The organism is Sporosarcina ureae (assembly GCF_002109325.1).
In the GTDB taxonomy this organism is placed as follows: domain Bacteria; phylum Bacillota; class Bacilli; order Bacillales_A; family Planococcaceae; genus Sporosarcina; species Sporosarcina ureae_C.
Genome location: NZ_CP015348.1, coordinates 3,005,111 through 3,026,297, shown reverse-complemented (window position 1 = coordinate 3,026,297; position 21,187 = coordinate 3,005,111). Strand labels below are relative to the sequence as shown.

18 protein-coding genes are annotated in these 21,187 nt (G+C 42.4%); 1 reads left to right on the top strand and 17 read right to left on the bottom strand.

From position 1 onward, the window contains the following. Nucleotides 1-27: 27 nt before the first annotated feature. From rsmB to gmk, 7 genes are all read right to left on the bottom strand, one after another. Nucleotides 28-1,368, bottom strand: coding sequence for a 16S rRNA (cytosine(967)-C(5))-methyltransferase RsmB (gene rsmB / locus SporoP32a_RS14805; RefSeq protein ID WP_085428600.1), 1,341 nt, complete (start codon nucleotides 1,366-1,368; stop codon nucleotides 28-30). After that, complete coding sequence (gene fmt, locus SporoP32a_RS14800) at nucleotides 1,365-2,303, bottom strand: methionyl-tRNA formyltransferase (protein ID WP_085428599.1); 939 nt, start codon at nucleotides 2,301-2,303, stop codon at nucleotides 1,365-1,367. The genes rsmB and fmt overlap by 4 nt, the downstream gene beginning before the upstream one ends. Next, entirely contained in the window at nucleotides 2,300-2,803 is a 504-nt protein-coding gene (gene def / locus SporoP32a_RS14795; protein ID WP_085428598.1) for a peptide deformylase, read from the bottom strand. The genes fmt and def overlap by 4 nt, the downstream gene beginning before the upstream one ends. Before the next feature lie 29 nt (nucleotides 2,804-2,832). Further along, complete coding sequence (gene priA, locus SporoP32a_RS14790; RefSeq protein WP_085428597.1) at nucleotides 2,833-5,241, bottom strand: primosomal protein N'; 2,409 nt, start codon at nucleotides 5,239-5,241, stop codon at nucleotides 2,833-2,835. Continuing rightward, nucleotides 5,231-6,451: a bifunctional phosphopantothenoylcysteine decarboxylase/phosphopantothenate--cysteine ligase CoaBC gene (gene coaBC, locus SporoP32a_RS14785; RefSeq protein WP_085428596.1), complete on the bottom strand. Its 1,221-nt coding sequence runs from the start codon at nucleotides 6,449-6,451 to the stop codon at nucleotides 5,231-5,233. Before coaBC ends, priA begins: the two co-directional genes overlap by 11 nt. A 77-nt stretch (nucleotides 6,452-6,528) precedes the next feature. After that, entirely contained in the window at nucleotides 6,529-6,753 is a 225-nt protein-coding gene (gene rpoZ / locus SporoP32a_RS14780) for a DNA-directed RNA polymerase subunit omega (protein ID WP_085428595.1), read from the bottom strand. A 3-nt stretch (nucleotides 6,754-6,756) separates the two neighbouring features. Beyond that, nucleotides 6,757-7,374 carry a guanylate kinase gene (gene gmk, locus SporoP32a_RS14775; RefSeq protein ID WP_085428594.1) on the bottom strand — a complete coding sequence of 206 codons (618 nt, stop codon included), beginning with the start codon at nucleotides 7,372-7,374 and terminating at the stop codon, nucleotides 6,757-6,759. Between the two features lie 281 nt (nucleotides 7,375-7,655). Here gmk and SporoP32a_RS14770 point away from each other — a divergent pair, with 281 nt between their 5' ends. After that, nucleotides 7,656-9,341 carry an Rqc2 family fibronectin-binding protein gene (locus SporoP32a_RS14770; protein ID WP_085428593.1) on the top strand — a complete coding sequence of 562 codons (1,686 nt, stop codon included), beginning with the start codon at nucleotides 7,656-7,658 and terminating at the stop codon, nucleotides 9,339-9,341. A 359-nt stretch (nucleotides 9,342-9,700) separates the two neighbouring features. Here SporoP32a_RS14770 and pyrE read toward each other — a convergent pair whose 3' ends face one another. The 10 genes from pyrE to pyrR are packed head-to-tail and all read right to left on the bottom strand — an operon-like array spanning nucleotide 9,701 to nucleotide 21,070. Further along, entirely contained in the window at nucleotides 9,701-10,330 is a 630-nt protein-coding gene (gene pyrE, locus SporoP32a_RS14765; protein WP_085428592.1) for an orotate phosphoribosyltransferase, read from the bottom strand. Continuing rightward, nucleotides 10,327-11,040 (bottom strand): orotidine-5'-phosphate decarboxylase, encoded by a 714-nt coding sequence (gene pyrF, locus SporoP32a_RS14760; protein WP_085428591.1) that lies wholly within the window; start codon nucleotides 11,038-11,040, stop codon nucleotides 10,327-10,329. Before pyrF ends, pyrE begins: the two co-directional genes overlap by 4 nt. Then, nucleotides 11,037-11,951 carry a dihydroorotate dehydrogenase gene (locus SporoP32a_RS14755; RefSeq protein WP_085428590.1) on the bottom strand — a complete coding sequence of 305 codons (915 nt, stop codon included), beginning with the start codon at nucleotides 11,949-11,951 and terminating at the stop codon, nucleotides 11,037-11,039. Before SporoP32a_RS14755 ends, pyrF begins: the two co-directional genes overlap by 4 nt. Next, nucleotides 11,948-12,727, bottom strand: coding sequence for a dihydroorotate dehydrogenase electron transfer subunit (locus tag SporoP32a_RS14750; protein ID WP_085428589.1), 780 nt, complete (start codon nucleotides 12,725-12,727; stop codon nucleotides 11,948-11,950). Before SporoP32a_RS14750 ends, SporoP32a_RS14755 begins: the two co-directional genes overlap by 4 nt. Further along, entirely contained in the window at nucleotides 12,724-15,921 is a 3,198-nt protein-coding gene (gene carB, locus SporoP32a_RS14745) for a carbamoyl-phosphate synthase large subunit (protein ID WP_085428588.1), read from the bottom strand. The genes SporoP32a_RS14750 and carB overlap by 4 nt, the downstream gene beginning before the upstream one ends. Next, entirely contained in the window at nucleotides 15,914-17,014 is a 1,101-nt protein-coding gene (locus SporoP32a_RS14740; RefSeq protein WP_085428587.1) for a carbamoyl phosphate synthase small subunit, read from the bottom strand. The genes carB and SporoP32a_RS14740 overlap by 8 nt, the downstream gene beginning before the upstream one ends. Continuing rightward, complete coding sequence (locus SporoP32a_RS14735; RefSeq protein ID WP_085428586.1) at nucleotides 17,014-18,291, bottom strand: dihydroorotase; 1,278 nt, start codon at nucleotides 18,289-18,291, stop codon at nucleotides 17,014-17,016. The genes SporoP32a_RS14740 and SporoP32a_RS14735 overlap by 1 nt, the downstream gene beginning before the upstream one ends. 1 nt (nucleotide 18,292) lies before the next feature. Beyond that, nucleotides 18,293-19,171 (bottom strand): aspartate carbamoyltransferase catalytic subunit, encoded by an 879-nt coding sequence (locus SporoP32a_RS14730; RefSeq protein ID WP_085428585.1) that lies wholly within the window; start codon nucleotides 19,169-19,171, stop codon nucleotides 18,293-18,295. 43 nt (nucleotides 19,172-19,214) lie between these two features. Further along, complete coding sequence (locus SporoP32a_RS14725; RefSeq protein ID WP_085428584.1) at nucleotides 19,215-20,501, bottom strand: uracil-xanthine permease family protein; 1,287 nt, start codon at nucleotides 20,499-20,501, stop codon at nucleotides 19,215-19,217. A gap of 20 nt (nucleotides 20,502-20,521) precedes the next feature. Continuing rightward, complete coding sequence (gene pyrR / locus SporoP32a_RS14720) at nucleotides 20,522-21,070, bottom strand: bifunctional pyr operon transcriptional regulator/uracil phosphoribosyltransferase PyrR (RefSeq protein ID WP_085428583.1); 549 nt, start codon at nucleotides 21,068-21,070, stop codon at nucleotides 20,522-20,524. Between the last annotated feature and the right edge of the window lie 117 nt (nucleotides 21,071-21,187).

Below are 21,187 nucleotides of genomic sequence, written 5' to 3'. Positions count from 1 at the left end.
GGCTACCCTCCATTCCAATTGGTCTGGTTAGTTGATTCTTTGTAACGTCGCGACAAAGAAACCGTCACTTTGATGATCGTGAGGTAAAATCTGTAAGTAGCCATTCTTCGTTTCATTCTCTAGAATATGAAGTGGAACTAGTACAAAGTCTGGTTGCTCTTTCAAGAACCATTTTACAATCTCTTCGTTTTCGGACTTATCGATTGTGCATGTACTATAAACTAAAAGACCATCCTTCTTCACTAGTTGACTAGCAACTTCAAGTAGTTCTTTTTGAATGACTGTAAGATTTTCAATATCTTTAATGGTTTTTTTGTATTTGATTTCAGGCTTTCTACGAATAACCCCTAATCCACTACATGGCGCATCTACTAATACGCGGTCAAAAGATTGAGGTTCGTATGTTTTCAATAATTCCCTGCTATCTCCACTATTTGTATGAATGGAACTCAACCCAAGTCGTTCTGCATTTTGCTCAATTAAACGTAATTTATGTGCATGCAGATCATGTGCCTGAATTTCCCCTTCATCTTTCATACGCTCTGCTATATGAGTAGTTTTACCTCCTGGAGCAGCACACATATCCAATACGCGCATACCCGGTTCTACTTGCAATGCAATGGCAGGAAGCATAGAGCTCTCATCTTGAATCGTCAACAACCCTTGTTTGAATACTTCTGTAGAAGCCAAATTTCCTGACTCCACTTGGATACTACTATCTGAAAGAGTACCCGCTATTGCAGTAATGCCTTCTTTTTTTAGTAGGCCGATGACTTCACCAATATTCGTTTTGGTTCTATTGATTCGAGCTGTTGTAATAGGTGGTTGATTATTGACTACTGCCGCTGCGGTAGCTTCTTCCATACCGTATTGCTCAATCCATCTTCGGATCAACCACTCCGGGTGACTAGTCTCGATTGACAAACGAGTAATAGGATCTTCAATTTCATCTAATGAAGGTACACCTTCACGGTAGATTGAGCGAAGAATACCGTTCACCATGGACGAAACTCCTTTATGGCCTCGCTTATTGGCAATTTTTACTGCCTCGTTAACAATCGCGTGCTCAGGTATTTTGGAGAGATAAATGATTTGATAGACAGACAGACGAAGTAACTGCCGAACCCATGGCTGTAATTTCCCTCTCACAAACGGTGCTAAATAATAATCAAGCGTCATTTGCTGCTGTAACGTACCATATGTTAACTCTGTCAATAATGCACGGTCTTTTGATTGAAGATCATAGATTTCAATCGTTTTATGGAGCAATAAATTACTGTAAGCTTGCTCTTCTTCAATTTGCATTAACATCGATAATGCTGCATCGCGTACATTGCCTCGCCAAATCTTCTTTTTATAATTTGTCATTCAAATTTGTCTCCCACTTGCCATTTTGATCCGATTCCATTTAAGAACACGGTGGCTGTCATTCGTTTTTTACCTGCTGGTTGTAAGTCTGTAATGGCTATAGTGCCTTCACCTGTTTGTACTATAATACGATCTTTTTCCAGACCGACGATTTCTCCAGGCGTTGCATCAGATAATTGTTCCTCCAGCTGAGTCCACCAAATCTTCACTTGATCACCGGCAAACTTTGTATAAGCGACTGGCCACGGATGTAACCCGCGTACTTGGTTATATATCGAACGTGCTGAACTTGTCCAATCAATTCGCTCTTGTTCTCTTGAGATATTTCTTGCAAATGTCACTTGCGTCTCATCCTGTACTATACGCTCATTTGTACCAGCAAGGATGGAAGGTAATGTTTCTTTTAATAATGAAGTACCTGCTTTAGAAAGCTTTGTAAACATCGTCCCTGTATCGTCGGTCTCTTCAATTGGTGTAATGACTTGCGAAATGATATCCCCCGCATCCAATTTCTCCGCCATATACATGATCGTAACGCCTGTTTCTTTCTGACCATCCATGACTGCCTGATGAATGGGTGCACCACCACGATAGTTAGGTAATAAAGAAGCATGAACATTTATACAACCAAGTTTTGGTGCTTCGAGCAGTTCATTCGGAAGCAATTGACCGAATGCAGCCGTCACAATCAAATCTGGTTGGAGTTCGAGAATTTCCTGTAACTCCGCAGAACCTTTTAGCTTTTCTGGCTGAATAACAGGCAATCCTAAGCGTACTGCTTCTTCCTTTACGGGAGGTGGTGTCAATACGCGCTTGCGACCTACTGGACGATCTGGTTGTGTCACGACAGCGAGAATTTCATATTCTTCATTATGTAGCATCGTCAACACACCTACAGAAAATTCAGGAGTTCCCATGAAAATGATTTTCGTCATTCGTCACCCTCCTCTTCATCTTCATCTTCGTCTTCAAATTCAGATGGATCCACTACGCGTGTAATCTTTTTATCGAATAGAATGCCATTCAAATGGTCGATTTCATGTAAGATTGCTCGCGCTTCGTAGCCTTCTGCTTCTAATTCATATAAACTGCCGTCCCGTTCTTGTGCTTCAATTTTCACATGGAAAGGACGCTCTACTTCTCCGAATAGTCCTGGGAAACTTAAGCACCCCTCGACTTCTACTTCAGATCCTCCAATTGCCGTAACGACAGGATTGATCATTTCGATAATTTCTTGTTCTTCATCGAAGTCTACAATGGCTACACGAATAGACTTACCCACTTGTGGAGCTGCTATTCCCACACCGTCATGCTCTACCATTGTTTCATACATATCATCTAGTAAAACACCCAGTTTTTCATCAAATACAGTAACTTCCTCGCATGGAGTCGTCAGGATAGGTGATGGATGCCTAACGATTTCTAATATAGTCAAAATAATTTCCTCATTTCTTCATCGAAAGGTTAAAAGATCGATGTTGGTTCACGGTTAATCGACATAACCAAGCCGTCTTTTGCCCAACTTGTTTTGTAGTGTTTCAAAAGTTGTTGCAGAACCGGAATTAAAGCAGGTTCTTGTTTGTATTTTATCAAACTTTGGTAACGATATCTATTGTTGAGGCGACTGATCGCCGCAGCTGTCGGTCCAATGATGACCGTTCCTTGTGATAGACGCTCCGCCATAAATGCAGTGCCTTTATGTGCATAGTCTGCAGCTTTTAATACATCTTCATGACTGAACTGTACAACCGTCACATAATAGTAGGGTGGATAGCCAAGCAATCGTCTTCTATCCATCTCCATATCATAAAAAGGCACGTAATTCTGTGTCTTAGATAACTCAATCGCATAATGCTCAGGGTCATATGTCTGAATGACCACTTCACCCGGTAACTGATCACGTCCTGCCCTACCACTCACTTGTGTTAAAAGCTGGAATGTCTTCTCAGCAGCCCGAAAGTCGGCTAAATGGAGAGATGTATCCGCAGCCAATACACCTACAAGAGTGATGCGTGGAAAATCAAGCCCTTTGGCAATCATTTGAGTACCAAGTAAAATGTCTGCTTTTCCTTCACCAAAATCATGCAACAAACGCTCATGAGCACCTTTAGTATTTGTCGTATCAATATCCATCCGAATAACGCGTGCTTCAGGTACTAATTTATATAGTTCCTCTTGTGCTTTTTGCGTTCCCGTCCCAAAGAATCGAATATGCTCGCTTGTGCATTCAGGACATTCAAGAGGTACCCGTTCTTCATGACCACAATAGTGACATTTCAGACTTTCACTTGCACGATGGTAGGTTAATGAAATGTCGCAGTTTGGGCATTCAACAACCGTTCCGCAATCACGACAGAGAACAAAACTCGAAAAGCCACGTTTATTTAACAGCAGAACAATTTGTTCTTTGCGTGCCAATCGTTCGCGAATGCCTTCAGCGAGTGCAATAGAAAACATAGAGCGATTTCCTGCTTTAAGCTCTTCACGCATATCTACCACTTCAACACTCGGCAACGCTTGATTCTTCGCACGTTTTGAAAGGGTCAATAATGAATACACCCCTTTGGAAGCCCGGGCATAAGACTCCAGTGAAGGTGTCGCACTACCTAAGATAACAGGACATTGATAATATTCTGCTCGCCAAATAGCTACATCTCGTGCATGATACCTTGGCGATTCTTCTTGTTTGTACGTAGACTCATGTTCTTCATCCAGAATCAACAATCCCAAATTCGTGAAAGGAGCAAATACCGCTGAACGTGCTCCAATCGCAACTTTTACTTCGCCGCGATGAATCCGACGCCATTCATCATACTTTTCACCAGCGGATAAACCACTGTGTAAGACAGCTACTAGTTCTCCAAATCGTCCTTTAAACCGGGCCGTCATTTGAGGAGTTAATGCAATTTCAGGTACTAACACAATCGCTTCTTTACCTTGTTTTAACACATGGTCGATGGCCTGCAAATACACTTCCGTCTTTCCACTTCCTGTAATACCATGAAGTAAAAACGTCTCTTGAATATGCTTATCACTCGAAAGTTCAATAGCAGAAAGCGCAACTTGTTGCTCATCTGTTAGCTGTTCCGGTTTACCGCTATCCTTCATTTTTGGTGATTCTAACTCACGATACACCTCGACCTGTGATTGCTCGACTATCTCTTTGTCTACAAGTGATTTCAGTACACTCGATGCTACACCTGATTCATTGAGGAGCTTACTCGCCTCTACTGATTCTGTCGGATGAAGCAATAACCAACTGAGTAGTTCACGTTGTTTCTTAGCATTTGGATGCGTTTCTTCCAATGCAATTTCTAATCGAGTGGCATCCGGTATATGAATCATACGTACTTTTTTCATCTTAGTTTTCTGTTGGATCGCTGTATCGATTTCAACAATTCCCTGTTCGTTATACTTCTTTACTTCATTTAATAAATTAGCATCTTGAATTGCTTTTAACGTCACTTGCTGGCGGTTACCTAAAAATGTGCGAAATGATTCGTTGAGTTCATCCGGTTTGATGACGGTCATAATCTTTTCATATTTAGCACGCATAGCAGCGGGTAACATTACTTGCAGTGCATCGATTTCATAAGCGATCGTTTCCGTTGCCATCCACTTCGACAGTACCAATAACTCTGCAGATAACACCGGTTCTAAATCTATAATTTCGGCTAGTGGTTTTATCTTGTTACTATCCAGCTCGCTTTCTTCTTTGATCGCTGTAACATAGCCCGCAACTTTCCGCGGACCAAAAGGAACTTTAACCCGTAAGCCTGGTTCCATCACATGTTCCCACTCAACAGGAACTGCGTAATCAAATGGACGGTCGATTGGATAGGCTGCTACATCCACAATGACTTCAGCGATCATGCAGCTTACTACTTTCTTGCTGAATAATCGTTTCAAATAACCGTTCGGCTAATTGATCTTTTGGCATGGCTGAAAAAGGGATTGCTTCTCCTTCTCTAGAAAGTAATGTCACAACATTCGTGTCACTACCGAAACCGCCGTCTGGGTCAGTCACATCATTGACAATAATGTAATCCAGATTTTTAGACTCCAATTTCTTTTGACCGTAGGCTACCACATCTGTAGTTTCAGCAGCAAAGCCGACTAATAATTGATTTTCTTTCCGCTGTCCTAACGTTTTCAGAATATCGGTTGTCCGCTCCAATTCGAGTACATCATCGCCATCTTTTTTCTTCATTTTCTGACCATGTATATTTTTCGGACGATAATCTGCAACGGCTGCCGACTTCACTACAATGGAAGCATCATCATACTGACTCATTACAGCATCAAACATTTCTGCAGCACTTTCTACATATATCACTTGAACGCCAGTCGGAACCGGTAGCTCGACTGGTCCTGAAATCAGCACAGTCGTAGCACCTAGTTTTTGTGCAGCTTCCGCCATTGCGTAGCCCATCTTGCCACTTGAAAAATTGGATACATAGCGGACGGGATCTATACGTTCACGAGTCGGTCCAGCTGTAATGACCACTTTTTTGCCGTGCAAAGGCTGATAAGTAACTCCATTAAAGTGATTGCAAATTAATTCAGTAATTTTTTCAGGTTCTTCTAAGCGACCCTTGCCTACATAACCGCAAGCTAAAAAACCTTCTGAAGGTTCGATAAATTGATAGCCATCCGCATGTAATTGGTCAATATTACGCATAACAGCAGGGTGGGCATACATATGTACATTCATAGCAGGTGCAATCCACACGTCTGCTTCTGTTGCTAGTAAAATAGTCGTTACCATATCGTCTGCAATTCCGTTTGCAAGCTTACCAATTACGTTAGCGGTGGCAGGTGCTACAACTACTAAATCGGCCCAGTCCGCTAAATCGATATGTGCAATGACACGAGAGTCTTTTTCATCAAATGTATCAAAATATACATCATTGCGTGACATCACTTGAAAGGATAATGGTTGAACAAATTCTTTTGCTGAATCCGTCATGACGACTTTTACATTAGCTCCAGCTTGGGATAATTTACTGACTAGCGCAACGGCTTTATATACTGCAATACCACCTGTTACGCAGAGTAAAATATTTTTATTATCTATCTTCATGAAACTCATTTCCTTTCCGAAAATAATAAACTCCCTGAGAACGATTGAATTCTTAGGGAGTTGTTTTTTATTTCAAATCAAACTTCATCTTCATAAATGATTGATTCATCTGCTGCTTCATTGATCAAAACGCCTGCGGCTACTTCTTCAAGTGCTCTGCCCACACTTTTCACCGAACGGTATGAGTGAAGTAATTCATTTTCTTTTTCCTGTAGTTCACGTGCTCGCTTAGCTGCAAGTGTGACTAGCGTGTATTTAGAATCTACTTTTCCCTTTAGTGAATCAACTGATGGATATAACATAGTTTATTCTCCCTCCAACATCTGTAAGTATCTCTGTTCCACACGTTCTCTTCTACAATGCTCTGCCGTAACAATCGCATTGACCCGATCACATGCTTTGGAGACCTCGTCGTTCTCTACTACATAATCGTACAGGTGCATCATTTCGAGTTCTTCCCTTGCTTTTAATACACGGTCTGCAATAATATCGGATGCTTCTGTACCTCTACCAATCAAACGACTTTCTAGGTCACTTAAACTTGGAGGTGCCAAGAAAATAAACAGACCGTTCGGTACTTTTTCACGTACTTGTGCTGCGCCGACTACTTCAATTTCTAGGAAAACGTCACGACCAGCGTCTAATGTTGCGTTGACATAGTCGAGTGGTGTTCCGTAGTAGTTCCCTACATATTCTGCGTATTCGAGAAGTTTTCCTTCTTCAATCATTTTTTCAAAGACTTCTTTTGAACGGAAGAAGTAGTCGACACCGTCGACCTCCCCTTCACGCGGGTTTCTTGTGGTCATGGAGATGGAATATTCGTAATTGGTGTCCGGGCTTGAGAATAGTTCTTTCCGAACAGTTCCTTTTCCGACGCCGGATGGACCAGAAAGGACAATTAGTAGTCCACGATGTTTGTACATGTAATCCCTCTTTGTTATGTATTCATTAGCACGCCATTCCTAATTATAACCTATACATACGATAATTAAAGTAGATAGCCCCGTTGATTTCCCTTCCAGGTGGGACGCTTTCCACTACAATCAACTAGATATCATATACATACATTTAGAATCGAAAGAACAATTCATAAAGATTTGTCTAGTTAGACTACGTAGGCCCATGTGTGCAATCTGTTCATATTATACCATAATCATACGATGAGTGCTAAAATGGAACAAAACGAAATGAAAGAGGAATCCGTATGGCATTTGATGGTTTATTTACGAAAGCAATAGTAAGCGAACTGCAACAACTGAAAACTGGTCGGATTTCGAAGATTCATCAGCCGAATTCGCAGGAGATTATTTTTCAAATCCGAGCCAATAATAAAAATCATAAATTATTAGTATCTTTGCATCCTTCTTTCTCACGGTTGCAGTTGACTGAAGAAGTGTTGACGAATCCCCCTGAGCCACCGTTATTTTGTATGGTGTTGCGAAAGCAGCTTGAAGGCGGGATGATTACGTCAATTGAACAACATGAGAATGACCGAATTGTGAATATAAGTGTGCAAGCGAGAAATGAATTAGGTGACCAGATCGAGCGAAAGTTAGTTATTGAGATTATGGGGCGACATAGTAATCTAATTTTACTTGATGCTTCACGCGATATGATTATCGACAGTATGAAGCACTTGCCGCCTTCTGTTAATAGTTATCGTACAGTTTTACCTGGACAGCCCTATATTCCTGCACCTCCACAAGATAAACTAGATCCGTTTGAAGTAACAGAAACAGAATTTAATACACTTGTTGGAGCGTTTCACGAACCAAAAGACATCGTGAAACAATTTGCGGGCTTCTCTCCTTTAACTGCGGCTGAATTATTGTACCGCGTAAAGCAAAACGAGCCTTCCTTTACTATTTGGCGCGAGTTTCTCAATAGCTTCCATGTAGATACTATGAAGTCGACAGTCGTGGAAAACGACAAAAAAACTTTATTCTCAGCCATTGAATTAACACATACAGAAGGAACAACGCAAACATTCTCTACACTGGGCGATTTGCTGGATAAAGTATATTTTGCCAGAGCCGAACGCGAACGTGTGAAGTCACAAGCTATTGACCTCGAACGCTGGTTATCGAATGAAATTGCAAAGCTAGAAAACAAAACAAAGAAGCTTCAAAAAGAGCAAGAAACGGCACAAGATTTGGACACGTTAAAACTATACGGTGAGTTGTTAACTGCAAACAGCTATAAGTTGCATAAAGGTGATAAAGAAGTGACGGTAGAAAATTACTACGAACAAGGTACAACTGTCACAATTCCGCTAGATCCAAGAAAATCACCAATCGATAACGCACAACGCTTTTTCTCCCGTTATGCCAAAGCAAAAACTGCACTAATTCGGATTGCGGAACAACTTGAAAAGACTAAAGACGATATTGAATACTTTGAAATGGTAAAACAGCAAGTTTACCAAGCTTCCCCAATCGATATAGAAGAAATACGTCAAGAACTAATAGAACTCGGATTTATGCGTGCCCGTAGAAGCAAAAAGAAAGCAAAACTGAAAAAACCAAAACCAGAAGCTTTCATTTCTTCCACAGGCATTCCAATCTCAGTCGGAAAAAACAATAAACAAAATGACTACCTAACATTTAAACTAGCAGCACGCGATCACATATGGCTACACACAAAAGACATACCTGGCTCTCACGTCGTCATACACGACACCGACCCAGATGCTCAAACAATCGAAGAAGCAGCCGCACTATCCGCTTACTTCAGTAAAGCACGCGAGTCGTCATCTGTTCCAGTAGACTACACAGGAATCCGGCACGTCAAAAAACCATCCGGCGCAAAACCCGGATTCGTCATCTACTTCGAACAAAAAACCGTATTCGTTACACCGGATGAAGACTTGGTCCGTAAACTAAGAAAATAAAGTATTGTCTAGATATAAATTTCAAACTAATTAAGATAGAAGAGAATTCCTGCTATTACAGGTTTCTTTTCTATCTTTTTTCAAAAAATAATGCATCATAGTTCTACGTTTTGAAAAAGACACCAGTTGATCGTAAGTGGAAGGCGGCGACTCCCGGAGGATCAGCGTGCGCCTTGAGACCCTGTCAGGTGCCTTAATTTCTGCAAAGTACACAGAAATACAGCAAAGCGAACCCTTCGCTGTTCGCCTGGCTCAAGCCACGCCCTCGGGAAAGCGTCCGCCTGGAACGTCGATCAACGTTGCCTCCCCGTACCCTTCTCTAAATGAAAAACGGCTCCCATTACGGGAACCGTCTTTCATTACAGCGTACCAAGCTTCAACTTCGAATGCCATTCCATCAATTCATTCATAGACTCTTCCTTAACCGCGCCCTCTTCTTTCGCAACTTCAGCAAGCGCTGCAAAATTCGTCAAGCTGTGATATGAAAGATTCGCCTCAGCGAACTTCTCATCCGCCTTCTGTAATTCATATGTAAAGATCGAAACAATTCCGCATACTTCCACGTCCTCTGCAATCAATGCATTCGCTGCATTCAAGCTGCTTCCACCTGTCGAAATCAAATCTTCAATAATAACGGCTTTCGCATTCGGCTCGATTCTTCCTTCAATTTGACGACTCTTACCATGTGCTTTTGCAGTAGAGCGTATATATACCATCGGCAACTTTAGAATATCCGCAACCCATGCTGCGTGAGGAATACCCGCAGTTGCTGTCCCTGCAATGACTGTCGTTTCAGGGTAATGAACACGAATCAATGCCGCAAGCCCTTCTGCGATTTCTTTACGTCCTACCGGATCTGCCATCGTTAGGCGGTTGTCACAATAGATAGGTGACTTAATACCTGAAGCCCATGTAAATGGCTCTTCAGGATTGATCGCCACAGCTCCTACATTTAACAGGATTTGCGCAACTTCTTTTTCTCTAGTCATGATGTAATCCCCTCCCACAATGTTTTCACTTCCAGATATGCTTCTAGCGGATCATTGGCACCTGTAATGGCACGCCCTACTACGATATGTGTTGAGCCTTCCTGCCTAGCTTTTGCTGGTGTCGCCACACGCTTTTGATCGTGAACATCGCCTTCTGCTAAGCGAATGCCAGGTGTCACTTTGAAGAAATCCTTGCCGCATACTTCTTCAATAATTTTTGCTTCCTGCACTGAACAAACTACGCCATCTAAATGTGCCGATGAAGCTAGTTTCGCGTAATGCTCCACTGATTCACGAAGTGGTACACTGATCAGTTGTTCTTCTTTTACTTGACGTTCGTCCGTTGAGGTCAGTTGAGTCACTGCAAGTAACGCAGGACGCTGAACACCGGAAGCTGTACCCGCATCAAGACCTTCTAACGCCGCTTCCATCATCGACTTACCGCCAGCCGCATGCACATTGACCATATCGACTTCCAGCGAAGCCAATACTTTCATTGCGGATTTAACCGTATTGGGGATATCATGTAATTTCAAATCTAAAAAGATAGAGTATCCCTCTTCCTTTAGTTTTGCAATCAGGGCCGGTCCTTCTTTATAATACAATTCCATTCCTACTTTGACATTGACCGACTGGTCGAATGCTTTCAGGAAATCGAATGTTCTTTCAGCTGAATCAAAGTCTAGTGCAATTATTGGAGAACGATTCATACACGATGACTCCTTCCCACTAATTCTGAAATATGATCTATTCCTAGTTCATCTAACTTTGCAGGTAACTGCTCGATAATCGTAGGACAGACGAATGGATCGACAAAGTTTGCTGTACCAACTGCTACGGCACTTGCACCGGCAGACAAAAAGTCCACCACATCTTGTACACATGTAACGCCACCCATTCCAATGATTGGAATATTAACAACTTGACTTACTTCATAGACCATGCGAATCGCGACTGGTTTAATTGCTGGGCCTGATAATCCGCCTGTTTTATTCGCAATAACCGGTTTACCTGTCTTTTCATCCAAGCGCATACCGACTAAAGTATTGATCATCGTAATACCATCTGCACCACCTGCTTCTACCGCCAATGCCATCGCTCTAATATCCGTGACATTTGGTGACAGCTTTACATACACAGGCACAGAAGATACAGCTTTTACTGCTGCTGTTAGTTCTTTCGCAATTTCAGGATCTGTTCCAAAAAGAATCCCGCCACATTTAACGTTTGGGCAAGAAATATTTAGTTCAAGTGCATGAACATTTGGCGCTTTTGAAATTTGTTTTGCCACTTCTACATAGTCCGCAGTCTCAGATCCTGCAACGTTCGCAATGATCGGAACATCAAATTTCTCTAACCATGGTAATTCATTTTCCAAAACACCTTGCAGTCCTGGATTTTGAAGTCCGATAGCGTTCAACATACCTGAAGAGGTTTCCGCCACACGTGGTGTCGGGTTACCATAACGCATTTCTTCTGTTGTCGCTTTGATCATGATGGCCCCGAGCTTTGACAAATCGTACAGATTACCATACTCCTTACCAAAACCAAAACAGCCAGATGCAGGCATGATTGGATTTTTTAATTCGAGTCCTGGCAATGTAACCATTAATCTATTCATATCTGCACCACCCCTGCTGGAAATACTGGACCGTCTGAGCATACTTTGACATACGGTTGATCTGTTGCATTTTCATTCGTATGGCAAACACAAGCGAAACAAGCCCCTATACCGCAACCCATTCGTTGTTCAAAAGATAAGAATCCTTTTTTATTCACATACGCTTTTTGAACTGCATCAAGCATCGGCATAGGTCCACAGCTGTAATACGTTTCGAATTCATTGGATAACTCACTCATAACGTTCGTAACGAAACCTTGTGTACCATTACTTCCATCCACTGTCGCGATATGCGTTTCGCCTAAGGCGGCAAATTCTTCTTGATAGAACACTACTTGATCTGATTCAAAGCCAAGTATATGGATACAGTTAACACCTTTAGCCGTAAGTTGTTTAGACAACTCATACAATGGCGGCACACCAATTCCCCCACCAATTAAAACAGCCGTTTGACCAATCGCTGTTTCTTCAACTGGAAAGCCGTTTCCTAAAGGTCCGAGTACATTCACTGTATCTCCCTCACGTTTTTCAGACAAAAGCGATGTGCCTCGTCCTTCTGCACGATAGATGATCGTCATTTCATTTTTCTCAGGATTGATTTCAGCAATGGAAATCGGGCGCCGTAATAATGGTTCAAATGAATCCGATACACGGATATGGACAAACTGGCCCGGAGAAGTAATTTCTCCGACCAATTTGCCTGTTAATTTCATTTCGAAAATATCTTTCGCGATTTCCTGTTGCGATCCGACGGTCATCAAATCTTGGATGATCATTTAACCACCTGCGGTTTTGGCATGGCATCCGTCTGGAATGTCATGGATTCAATGACAGACAACATAGCCGCCGCTGTATCAATTGAAGTTAAGCAAGGAATGCCATTTTCGACAGTTTCACGACGGATTCTAAAGCCATCACGTGCCGGTTGTTTTCCTTTAGTCAAAGTATTGATGACCAATTGCGCTTGTCCTTTTTGTATCACGTCGATCAAAGTCGGACCTTCCGTGCCAATCTTTCCTACTGTTTTCACTTCGATATTTTCTGCTTCAAGAGCTTTTGCCGTTCCTTCTGTTGCTACAATACGATATCCAGTTTCAATGAAACGTTTCGCGATATCGACAATTTCTTCTTTATCTTTATCAGATACTGTCATCAAGACTGTTCCGTATTCTTTTACTTCCATTCCAGCCGCTACTAAGCCTTTGTACAATGCTTTTTCCAGTGTAACGTCTTTACCCATAACTTCGCCCGTCGATTTCATTTCTGGTCCGAGTGTAATGTCTACACGACGAAGCTTTGCGAAAGAGAAGACTGGCACTTTGACGTAGACGCCTGCTGGAGCTTCTGCAAGACCGTCAGTATAGCCTTGTTCTAGAATTGATCTACCCAAGATCGCCTGTGTTGCCACATTTGCCATCGGAATATTCGTGATTTTACTCAAGAACGGTACTGTACGGCTTGAACGCGGGTTCACTTCGATTACATAAACTTGTCCTTCTGAAATAACGAACTGGATGTTCATTAATCCACGGATCTTGAGACCGAGTGCTAAACGTTTCGTATAATCAGCGATCGTTTCGATCATGGACTGAGAAAGGTTTTGTGGCGGATAGACTGCAATCGAGTCCCCCGAGTGAACACCTGCACGCTCGATATGCTCCATGATTCCCGGTATTAATACCGTTTCACCATCACAAATTGCATCCACTTCAATTTCCGTTCCTGTTAAGTAGCGGTCGATCAATACCGGATGTTCTGGGCTAGCTTTTACCGCATTCTCCATGTATTGAAGTAATTCTTCTTCGTAGTAAACGATTTCCATTGCGCGTCCACCTAATACATACGAAGGTCGTACTAATACTGGATAGCCAATTTCTGATGCGATAACAACTGCTTCAGGTACTGATAAAGCTGTCTTACCAAGTGGTTGTGGTACCCCAATGTCATGCAATGAACTTTCAAACTTATCACGGTTTTCTGCGCGGTCGATATCTTCAAGTGATGTACCAAGAATCTTCACTCCACGCGCTTCCAATTCATCTGCCAAGTTGATCGCTGTCTGACCACCGAACTGTACGATGACACCTTCTGGTTGCTCGAGATCTACGATATGCATAACATCTTCAATTGTTAACGGTTCGAAGTACAACTTATCAGAGATAGAGAAATCAGTCGAAACGGTTTCAGGATTATTGTTGACGATAATCGCTTCGTAACCCGATTCTTGGATCGCCCATACACAGTGTACTGTCGCATAATCGAATTCCACACCCTGCCCAATACGGATTGGACCTGATCCTAATACGATTACACTTTTCTTATCTGTTCTTACAGACTCATTTTCATCTTCATACGTACCGTAGAAGTACGGTGTATCAGACTCATATTCTCCTGCACATGTATCAACTTTCTTATAAACCGGAACCAACCCTTGTTCTTGTCTCCAGTCGTATACTTCACGTTCTGTTGTCTTCCATAATTGTGCAATCGTCACGTCAGGGAACCCAAGACGTTTTGCTTTATAACCAATTGCTTTATCGTATGGATTCTCTTTTAATATTTCTTCATAACGAACGATGTTTTCGAATTTACGCAAGAAGAATAAATCGATTGCGCTCCATTCGTGTATGGTTTCAATTGTTACACCGCGACGCAATGCTTCTCCGATGAAGAATAAACGCTCATCGCCCGCTTTGCGAATACGTTGTTCGATCCATTCGTCGGACATTTCACTACCACCCGGAAGTGACAAATCAAATTGGCCTGTTTCCAATGAACGAACAGCTTTCATGATGGATTCTTCGAATGTACGGCCCATCGCCATTACTTCGCCCGTTGCTTTCATCTGTGTTCCTAAATTACGCTTTGCTGATTCGAACTTATCAAAAGGCCAACGTGGAATCTTCGTTACTACATAGTCTAATGTCGGCTCGAAGCAAGCATACGTGTTGCCTGTTACCGGATTCATCATTTCATCTAGCGTTAAACCGACAGCAATTTTCGCCGCAAGTTTTGCGATTGGATAACCTGTCGCTTTAGATGCTAATGCAGACGAACGGCTGACGCGTGGGTTAACCTCGATAATGTAGTAATCAAAGCTATGCGGATCCAGAGCAAGCTGAACGTTACAGCCACCTTCGATTTTCAACTCGCGAATGATGTTCAATGAAACATTACGAAGCATCTGGTTCTCACGGTCGGTCAATGTCTGACATGGCGCCGCTACGATAGAATCTCCTGTATGGATTCCAACTGCGTCGACGTTCTCCATGTTACATACGACAATTGCATTATCTGCGGAGTCACGCATGACTTCATATTCTATTTCTTTAAATCCTGCGATGGATTTCTCAAGCAGACACTGTGTAACTGGGCTATATTTCAAACCGCTTGCTACGATTTCTTCTAAGTCTTCGTCGTCATGACAAATCCCGCCACCTGTTCCACCTAGCGTGAACGCAGGGCGAACGATAACTGGATAACCGATTTCATTTACAAATGCATAAGCTTCATCAATGTTATGGATGATTTCACTGTCTGGAACAGGTTCGCCCATTTCATTCATTAATGTCCGGAACAAATCGCGGTCTTCAGCTTTATGGATCGCATCAAGCTTTGTACCCAAAATCTCAATTCCTAGTTCATCTAAGATGCCTGATTCATGTAATTCAATTGCCATGTTCAAACCAGTTTGTCCGCCTAGAGTTGCCAGTAGTGCATCCGGACGTTCTTTACGAATAATGCGACTAACGAATTCAAGTGTGATCGGCTCGATATACACTTTATCTGCCATTTCAGTATCCGTCATTATAGTTGCAGGGTTTGAGTTGATCAGAATAACTCGATAACCTTCTTCTTTAAGAGATAAACAGGCTTGTGTACCTGCATAGTCAAATTCTGCTGCTTGTCCAATTACAATAGGACCTGAACCAATCACGAGGATGGATTTTATGTCAGTACGTTTAGGCATTAGTATTCTCCTTTCGGTTGCTTGCAGTCATCAATTGAATGAAACGTTCGAATATATAGTTAGAATCTTGTGGTCCTGGTGATGCTTCTGGGTGGAACTGAACAGTGAATGCTTCCAACTTTTCACTTCGAAGCCCTTCAATACAATTGTCGTTCAACGCTCTATGTGTTATTTCAAGACCTGTTCCTGCTAAAGATTCTTCAAGCACTTCATAGCCGTGACTTTGTGATGTCAGATCAGTACGATTCGTATTCAAGTCTTTAACTGGATAGTTCCCTCCAATATGGCTGTTCTTCATCTTCGCCGTTTTAGCACCGCAGGCGAGTGCGAATAATTGATGACCCAATCCGATACCGAAGATAGGTTTTTTACCAATTAATTCTTTTATTGTTTCAACTGCACCTTCTACGTCCTCAGGATTTCCTGGTCCGTTTGACAGCAAAATGCCGTCTGGGAATAGCGCTAAAATTTCTTTTGCTGATGTATCATGAGGAACGACTATTACGTCGCAGTCCTTTTTATTTAATTCACGCAAAATGCCATGTTTAATGCCGTAGTCGATGACGACGACACGCTTGCCTAAGCCTGGACTTGGATATGGGCGCTTAGTAGATACTTTCGCTACTAAATCGGTTGGCAATTCATATTGTTGAAGTTCTGCAACTGTTGCATCCGGATCGATCTCTTCCCCAGCAGCCGTTAATTTACCTCGCAGTGAACCTTTATCACGTAAAAGACGTGTTAGTTTACGTGTATCTATTTCTTGAATACCTGGGATCCCTTTTAAAATTAGCAAGTCTCCTAGTGACATGCCGCTACGGAAATTTGAAGGTTCTTCTGTTAGCTCTCTAACGACTAAACCGTTAATTGCTAAATCGATGGACTCATAATCGTCTCGGTTAATACCGTAGTTACCGATTAGCGGATAGGTCATAACGACAATTTGTCCACAACCTGATGGATTTGAAATCGTCTCCTGATATCCTGTCATGCCTGTTGCAAATACAGCTTCTCCTACTGAAGCGCTGTCTGCTCCAAATGCTTTCCCTTCAAAAATAGAGCCGTCTTCTAATACTAAGTATCTTTTTGTCATCATTGACCATCCTTCCATACGATGTTTCCACCGAAAATTGTCATTACAGGCCATCCAGCACATTCTACGCCGTCAAATGGTGTGTTCTTTCCTTTTGATACAAATGTCGTACGGTCAATCTTTTGTTGTTTTTCCAGATCAAGTAACACTAAATCTGCTTCAGCACCTACTTCAAGTTTGCCGTATGGCAAGTTGAACACTTCCGCTGGTTTCACTGTCATCCAGTCAAGAAGCTGTTTGAGTGTCCAGTGTCCTGGCTTAACGAAGTTTGTGTACAGTAAAGGAAATGCCGTTTCAAATCCTGTAATTCCAAATGGTGCTTTTGCGAATCCAACTGCTTTTTCATCTGCCGTATGTGGTGCGTGATCTGTTGCGATACAATCCAATGTGCCATCCATCAAACCTTCACGTAATGCATCTCGATCTTCCGTTGAACGAAGTGGCGGATTCATTTTCCAATCTGCATCATCGTTAGGTATATCATCTTCAGTCAACAACAAGTGGTGCGGGCTAACTTCTCCTGTGACATGAATACCGGCTTTTTTTGCGTCTCGGATAATGCGAACAGATTCTTTTGTGCTGACGTGACATACGTGGTAATGTGCACCAGCTGCTTCCGCGAGTAAAACATCCCGCGCGATATGTACAGATTCTGCAATAGAAGGAATTCCTGGCAAGCCCAGTTCTTTATTACGTTTTCCTTCGTGCATTGCGCCACCATAGATCAATGTGTTGTCTTCGCAGTGCGCAACAATCGCCATATCGATCTTCGCCGCATCCTGCATCGCTTCGTACATCATCCCTGCTTCTTGTACACCTACACCGTCGTCCGTAAACGCGAAGGCACCGTGTTCTTTTAATTCAGATAGATTAGTGCGTTCTTTTCCCGCTTCTCTGATCGTGATCGACGCATAAGGAAGTACACGAATTTTTGCATTGTCTTTAATTAATGTATTGATTTTTTCAAGATTTTCTTTCGTGTCGGGTACTGGGCGTGTATTTGGCATTGGACAAATGGTTGTATATCCGCCTTTAGCTGCTGAATATGTACCTGTTTCAATTGTTTCTTTATGTTCGCCACCCGGTTCACGTAAATGGACGTGCACGTCGATGAAGCCAGGAGATACAAGTAATCCTTCCCCTTCAACAATTTCACATCCGTCTACTGCTAATTGATTGCCAATTTCCGCAATCTTTCCATCTACAATTTTGATGTCCGTTACGATGATCTTGCCCTCTTCGTTTACCATTTGTACTTGTTGAATTAACGTGTTCATATTACTTCCGCCCCTTCAATATAAGTTCTAGAACAGCAGCCCGAATATAGACGCCGTTTTCTACCTGTTTAAAAATTCTCGACTGTGGACTTTCTATTAAACAGTCTGCTATTTCTACATCTCGGTTCACTGGAGCAGGATGCATGATGATCGCACCTTTTTTCATTCTGGCCGCCCGTTCAATCGTAAGACCATATTGTTCATGATAAGCGGCTTTCGTATACGCCATCTCTGTATTATGACGTTCGTGCTGTACTCGGAGAAGCATGACCACATCACTTGTTTCAATAACCTCATCCCAGTTGTCGACGCTATCGAATTCTCCTGCCCATTCCGGCGGGCAAAGGAACGTGACGTCGGCTCCTAACTTGCGCAAAGCTTCTGCGTTCGAACGTGCTACTCGACTATGGGCGATGTCTCCTGCAATCAATACTTTTAACCCTTCAAATTGACCGAACTCTTCTTGAATCGTGAAGATGTCGAGCAAGGATTGTGTGGGATGTTGACCGGATCCATCTCCTGCATTAATGATTGCAACATTCGTTCGTTTTATTAGCTCTTCATAGAAACCATCGGCTGGATGTCGTATAACTAGTGCATCCAAACCTATTGCTTCCAACGTCCTAATCGTATCATATAGTGTTTCTCCCTTTAACGTACTAGAGAAACTCGTCTCAAAGGGGATAATTTGCGCGCCTACTTTACGCTCTGCCATTTCAAAACTCGTTTTTGTTCTTGTACTAGGTTCAAAAAACAAGTTGCAGACGGTATAAGTTCCAGGCAATTCCCGGAATCCCAGCCGCTTGAAAATCGCTGCCCTATCGAGTATGAGCATGATTTCTTCCACTGTCAGGTCTTTCATTGAAACTAAATGTTCCATCACATATTCCCCCTTCACGAAGTGCACGTACTACTTTTGTTTTCTATTCTTCTTCATCCATCAAGGTATCATTCGTTTTACCTGGCAATACTAGATTCAGCAGCACTCCGACAATTGCTGCCAGTGCCATACCTCCGACTTGGAATGTCTCGCTTATATTGATAGTCGCTCCACCTATTCCGATGACCAAAATGATGGATGCGATGACTAGATTTCGTTGATTATCAAAGTCGATTTTGTGGTCGATGAGCATCCGCATCCCTGATGAAGCGATGATACCGAACAATAGAATCGATATACCACCAAGTACCGCTGTAGGAATCGTAGCAATTAACGCCATTATTTTACCTATGAAAGAGAAGAGTATCGCAAATACGGCGGCCCCCATGATGACATACACACTGTAAACGCGTGTAATAGCTAGTACACCGATATTCTCTCCGTATGTAGTTTTAGGTGGTCCTCCGACCAATCCACTCAGTAAAGTACCTAGTCCATCACCAAGCAATGACCTATGCAATCCCGGACTTTCGATGTAATTCCGATCTACTACTTTGCCGAGTACAAGCTGGTGACCAATATGCTCAGAGATCGTTACAATCGCGATTGGCACCATGATGATCAATAGCGTTGGCGTTACGACAAATTCATAGTCAATACCTGGAATGAGCATCTCCGGTACCGCAAACCATTTCGCTTCTACTACTTTGCTGAAATCCAGTATGCCGATGAAGGCAGAGTAGATATACCCGACCATAATACCGATTAGTACTGGCATCAAGCTGATAATTCCTTTAAAGAACATCAGGCAGAACACTGCAGAAGCAAGTGTGACTAGAGCTGCTGAAAAGTGCAAACCACTATAAACGTCTACTCCATCCACATTAATCGTGCTTGCCATACTAATAGCTGTTGGTGCAATTGCCAATCCAATTACCATGATGACTGGACCAACTACGATTGGCGGTAATAACTTCATAATCCAGTTATAACCTGTCTTGTAAATCAGTAACGATATAATGGCATAGACTAGCGCAACGAACATGCTACCAATCATCGCACTGCCTATACCGCCTGATTGAGTCGCCATCTGTATCGGAACAATAAAGGCAAATGAAGAGCCTAGATATGCGGGCACTTGAAACTTCGTTACGATAATAAATACGATAGTTGCAATTCCACTAGTTAATAGTGCAATAGCAGGACTTAAACCTACTAGTTGCGGTACTAAGATTGTCGCGCCAAACATTGCGAACATATGCTGTAAACTTAATGCAAGCCAGCGCACCGGTTGCGGCTTTTCATGTACATCCAATACTTTTACGCTCATCCGTCATTTCCCCCAGCTGCTTATAATGTACGTGTGTGAATAGTGACTCCATCCGTTGCATCTGTTTCGATCATACTGACTACGACTCGTTCTTCATTTGAAGTTGGAATGTTTTTTCCGACAAAGTCCGGTCGAATCGGTAGTTCCCGATGACCACGGTCTACTAGTACCGCCAGCTGTATGGAAGAAGGTCTTCCTAAGTCCATTATCGCATCTAATGCTGCTCGGACTGTTCTTCCTGTGTAGAGAACATCATCAACTAGGATGACTTTTTGATTGGCCACATCGTGCTCTATATTTACTTGTTGAACAAATGCTTCTCCTTGGGCATTCTTCAATTGAAGATCATCTCTATACAATGTGATATCCAATTCACCCTTTTTAATTGGTTTTCCTTCAATTAATTCAATTTTATCGGCTAAGCGCTTAGCCAAGATGGCACCTCTTGTCTTAATGCCTACTAATATACATTGATCAATGCCACGGTTCTTTTCAATAATTTCATGTGCAATACGTGTGATCGCCCGAGTCATGGCTTGCTCATCGAGTATTGCTGCTTTTTCCGCCATATCATAAATCCCCTTCCTTTTTTACCTATAGTCTACAAAAAAAGCCCTCCAGTCAGAGTAGACTGGAGGGCGGACGTGCAGAAAAAAGCATACATCGATACTTACCGCAGTAAGCTA

What these genes read in the sequence shown, in the direction of transcription:
- gmk (WP_085428594.1), bottom strand. Translation starts at nt 7,374, where the DNA reads ATGTACAAACATCGTGGACTACTAATTGTCCTTTCTGGTCCATCCGGC.
- carB (WP_085428588.1), bottom strand. Translation starts at nt 15,921, where the DNA reads ATGCCTAAACGTACTGACATAAAATCCATCCTCGTGATTGGTTCAGGT.
- rsmB (WP_085428600.1), bottom strand. Translation starts at nt 1,368, where the DNA reads ATGACAAATTATAAAAAGAAGATTTGGCGAGGCAATGTACGCGATGCA.
- pyrE (WP_085428592.1), bottom strand. Translation starts at nt 10,330, where the DNA reads ATGACTAGAGAAAAAGAAGTTGCGCAAATCCTGTTAAATGTAGGAGCT.
- priA (WP_085428597.1), bottom strand. Translation starts at nt 5,241, where the DNA reads ATGATCGCTGAAGTCATTGTGGATGTAGCAGCCTATCCAATCGACCGT.
- SporoP32a_RS14770 (WP_085428593.1), top strand. Translation starts at nt 7,656, where the DNA reads ATGGCATTTGATGGTTTATTTACGAAAGCAATAGTAAGCGAACTGCAA.
- rpoZ (WP_085428595.1), bottom strand. Translation starts at nt 6,753, where the DNA reads ATGTTATATCCATCAGTTGATTCACTAAAGGGAAAAGTAGATTCTAAA.
- pyrR (WP_085428583.1), bottom strand. Translation starts at nt 21,070, where the DNA reads ATGGCGGAAAAAGCAGCAATACTCGATGAGCAAGCCATGACTCGGGCG.
- fmt (WP_085428599.1), bottom strand. Translation starts at nt 2,303, where the DNA reads ATGACGAAAATCATTTTCATGGGAACTCCTGAATTTTCTGTAGGTGTG.
- SporoP32a_RS14725 (WP_085428584.1), bottom strand. Translation starts at nt 20,501, where the DNA reads ATGAGCGTAAAAGTATTGGATGTACATGAAAAGCCGCAACCGGTGCGC.
- pyrF (WP_085428591.1), bottom strand. Translation starts at nt 11,040, where the DNA reads ATGAATCGTTCTCCAATAATTGCACTAGACTTTGATTCAGCTGAAAGA.
- SporoP32a_RS14735 (WP_085428586.1), bottom strand. Translation starts at nt 18,291, where the DNA reads ATGAACACGTTAATTCAACAAGTACAAATGGTAAACGAAGAGGGCAAG.
- SporoP32a_RS14755 (WP_085428590.1), bottom strand. Translation starts at nt 11,951, where the DNA reads ATGAATAGATTAATGGTTACATTGCCAGGACTCGAATTAAAAAATCCA.
- SporoP32a_RS14730 (WP_085428585.1), bottom strand. Translation starts at nt 19,171, where the DNA reads ATGGAACATTTAGTTTCAATGAAAGACCTGACAGTGGAAGAAATCATG.
- SporoP32a_RS14750 (WP_085428589.1), bottom strand. Translation starts at nt 12,727, where the DNA reads ATGATCATCCAAGATTTGATGACCGTCGGATCGCAACAGGAAATCGCG.
- SporoP32a_RS14740 (WP_085428587.1), bottom strand. Translation starts at nt 17,014, where the DNA reads ATGACAAAAAGATACTTAGTATTAGAAGACGGCTCTATTTTTGAAGGG.
- coaBC (WP_085428596.1), bottom strand. Translation starts at nt 6,451, where the DNA reads ATGAAGATAGATAATAAAAATATTTTACTCTGCGTAACAGGTGGTATT.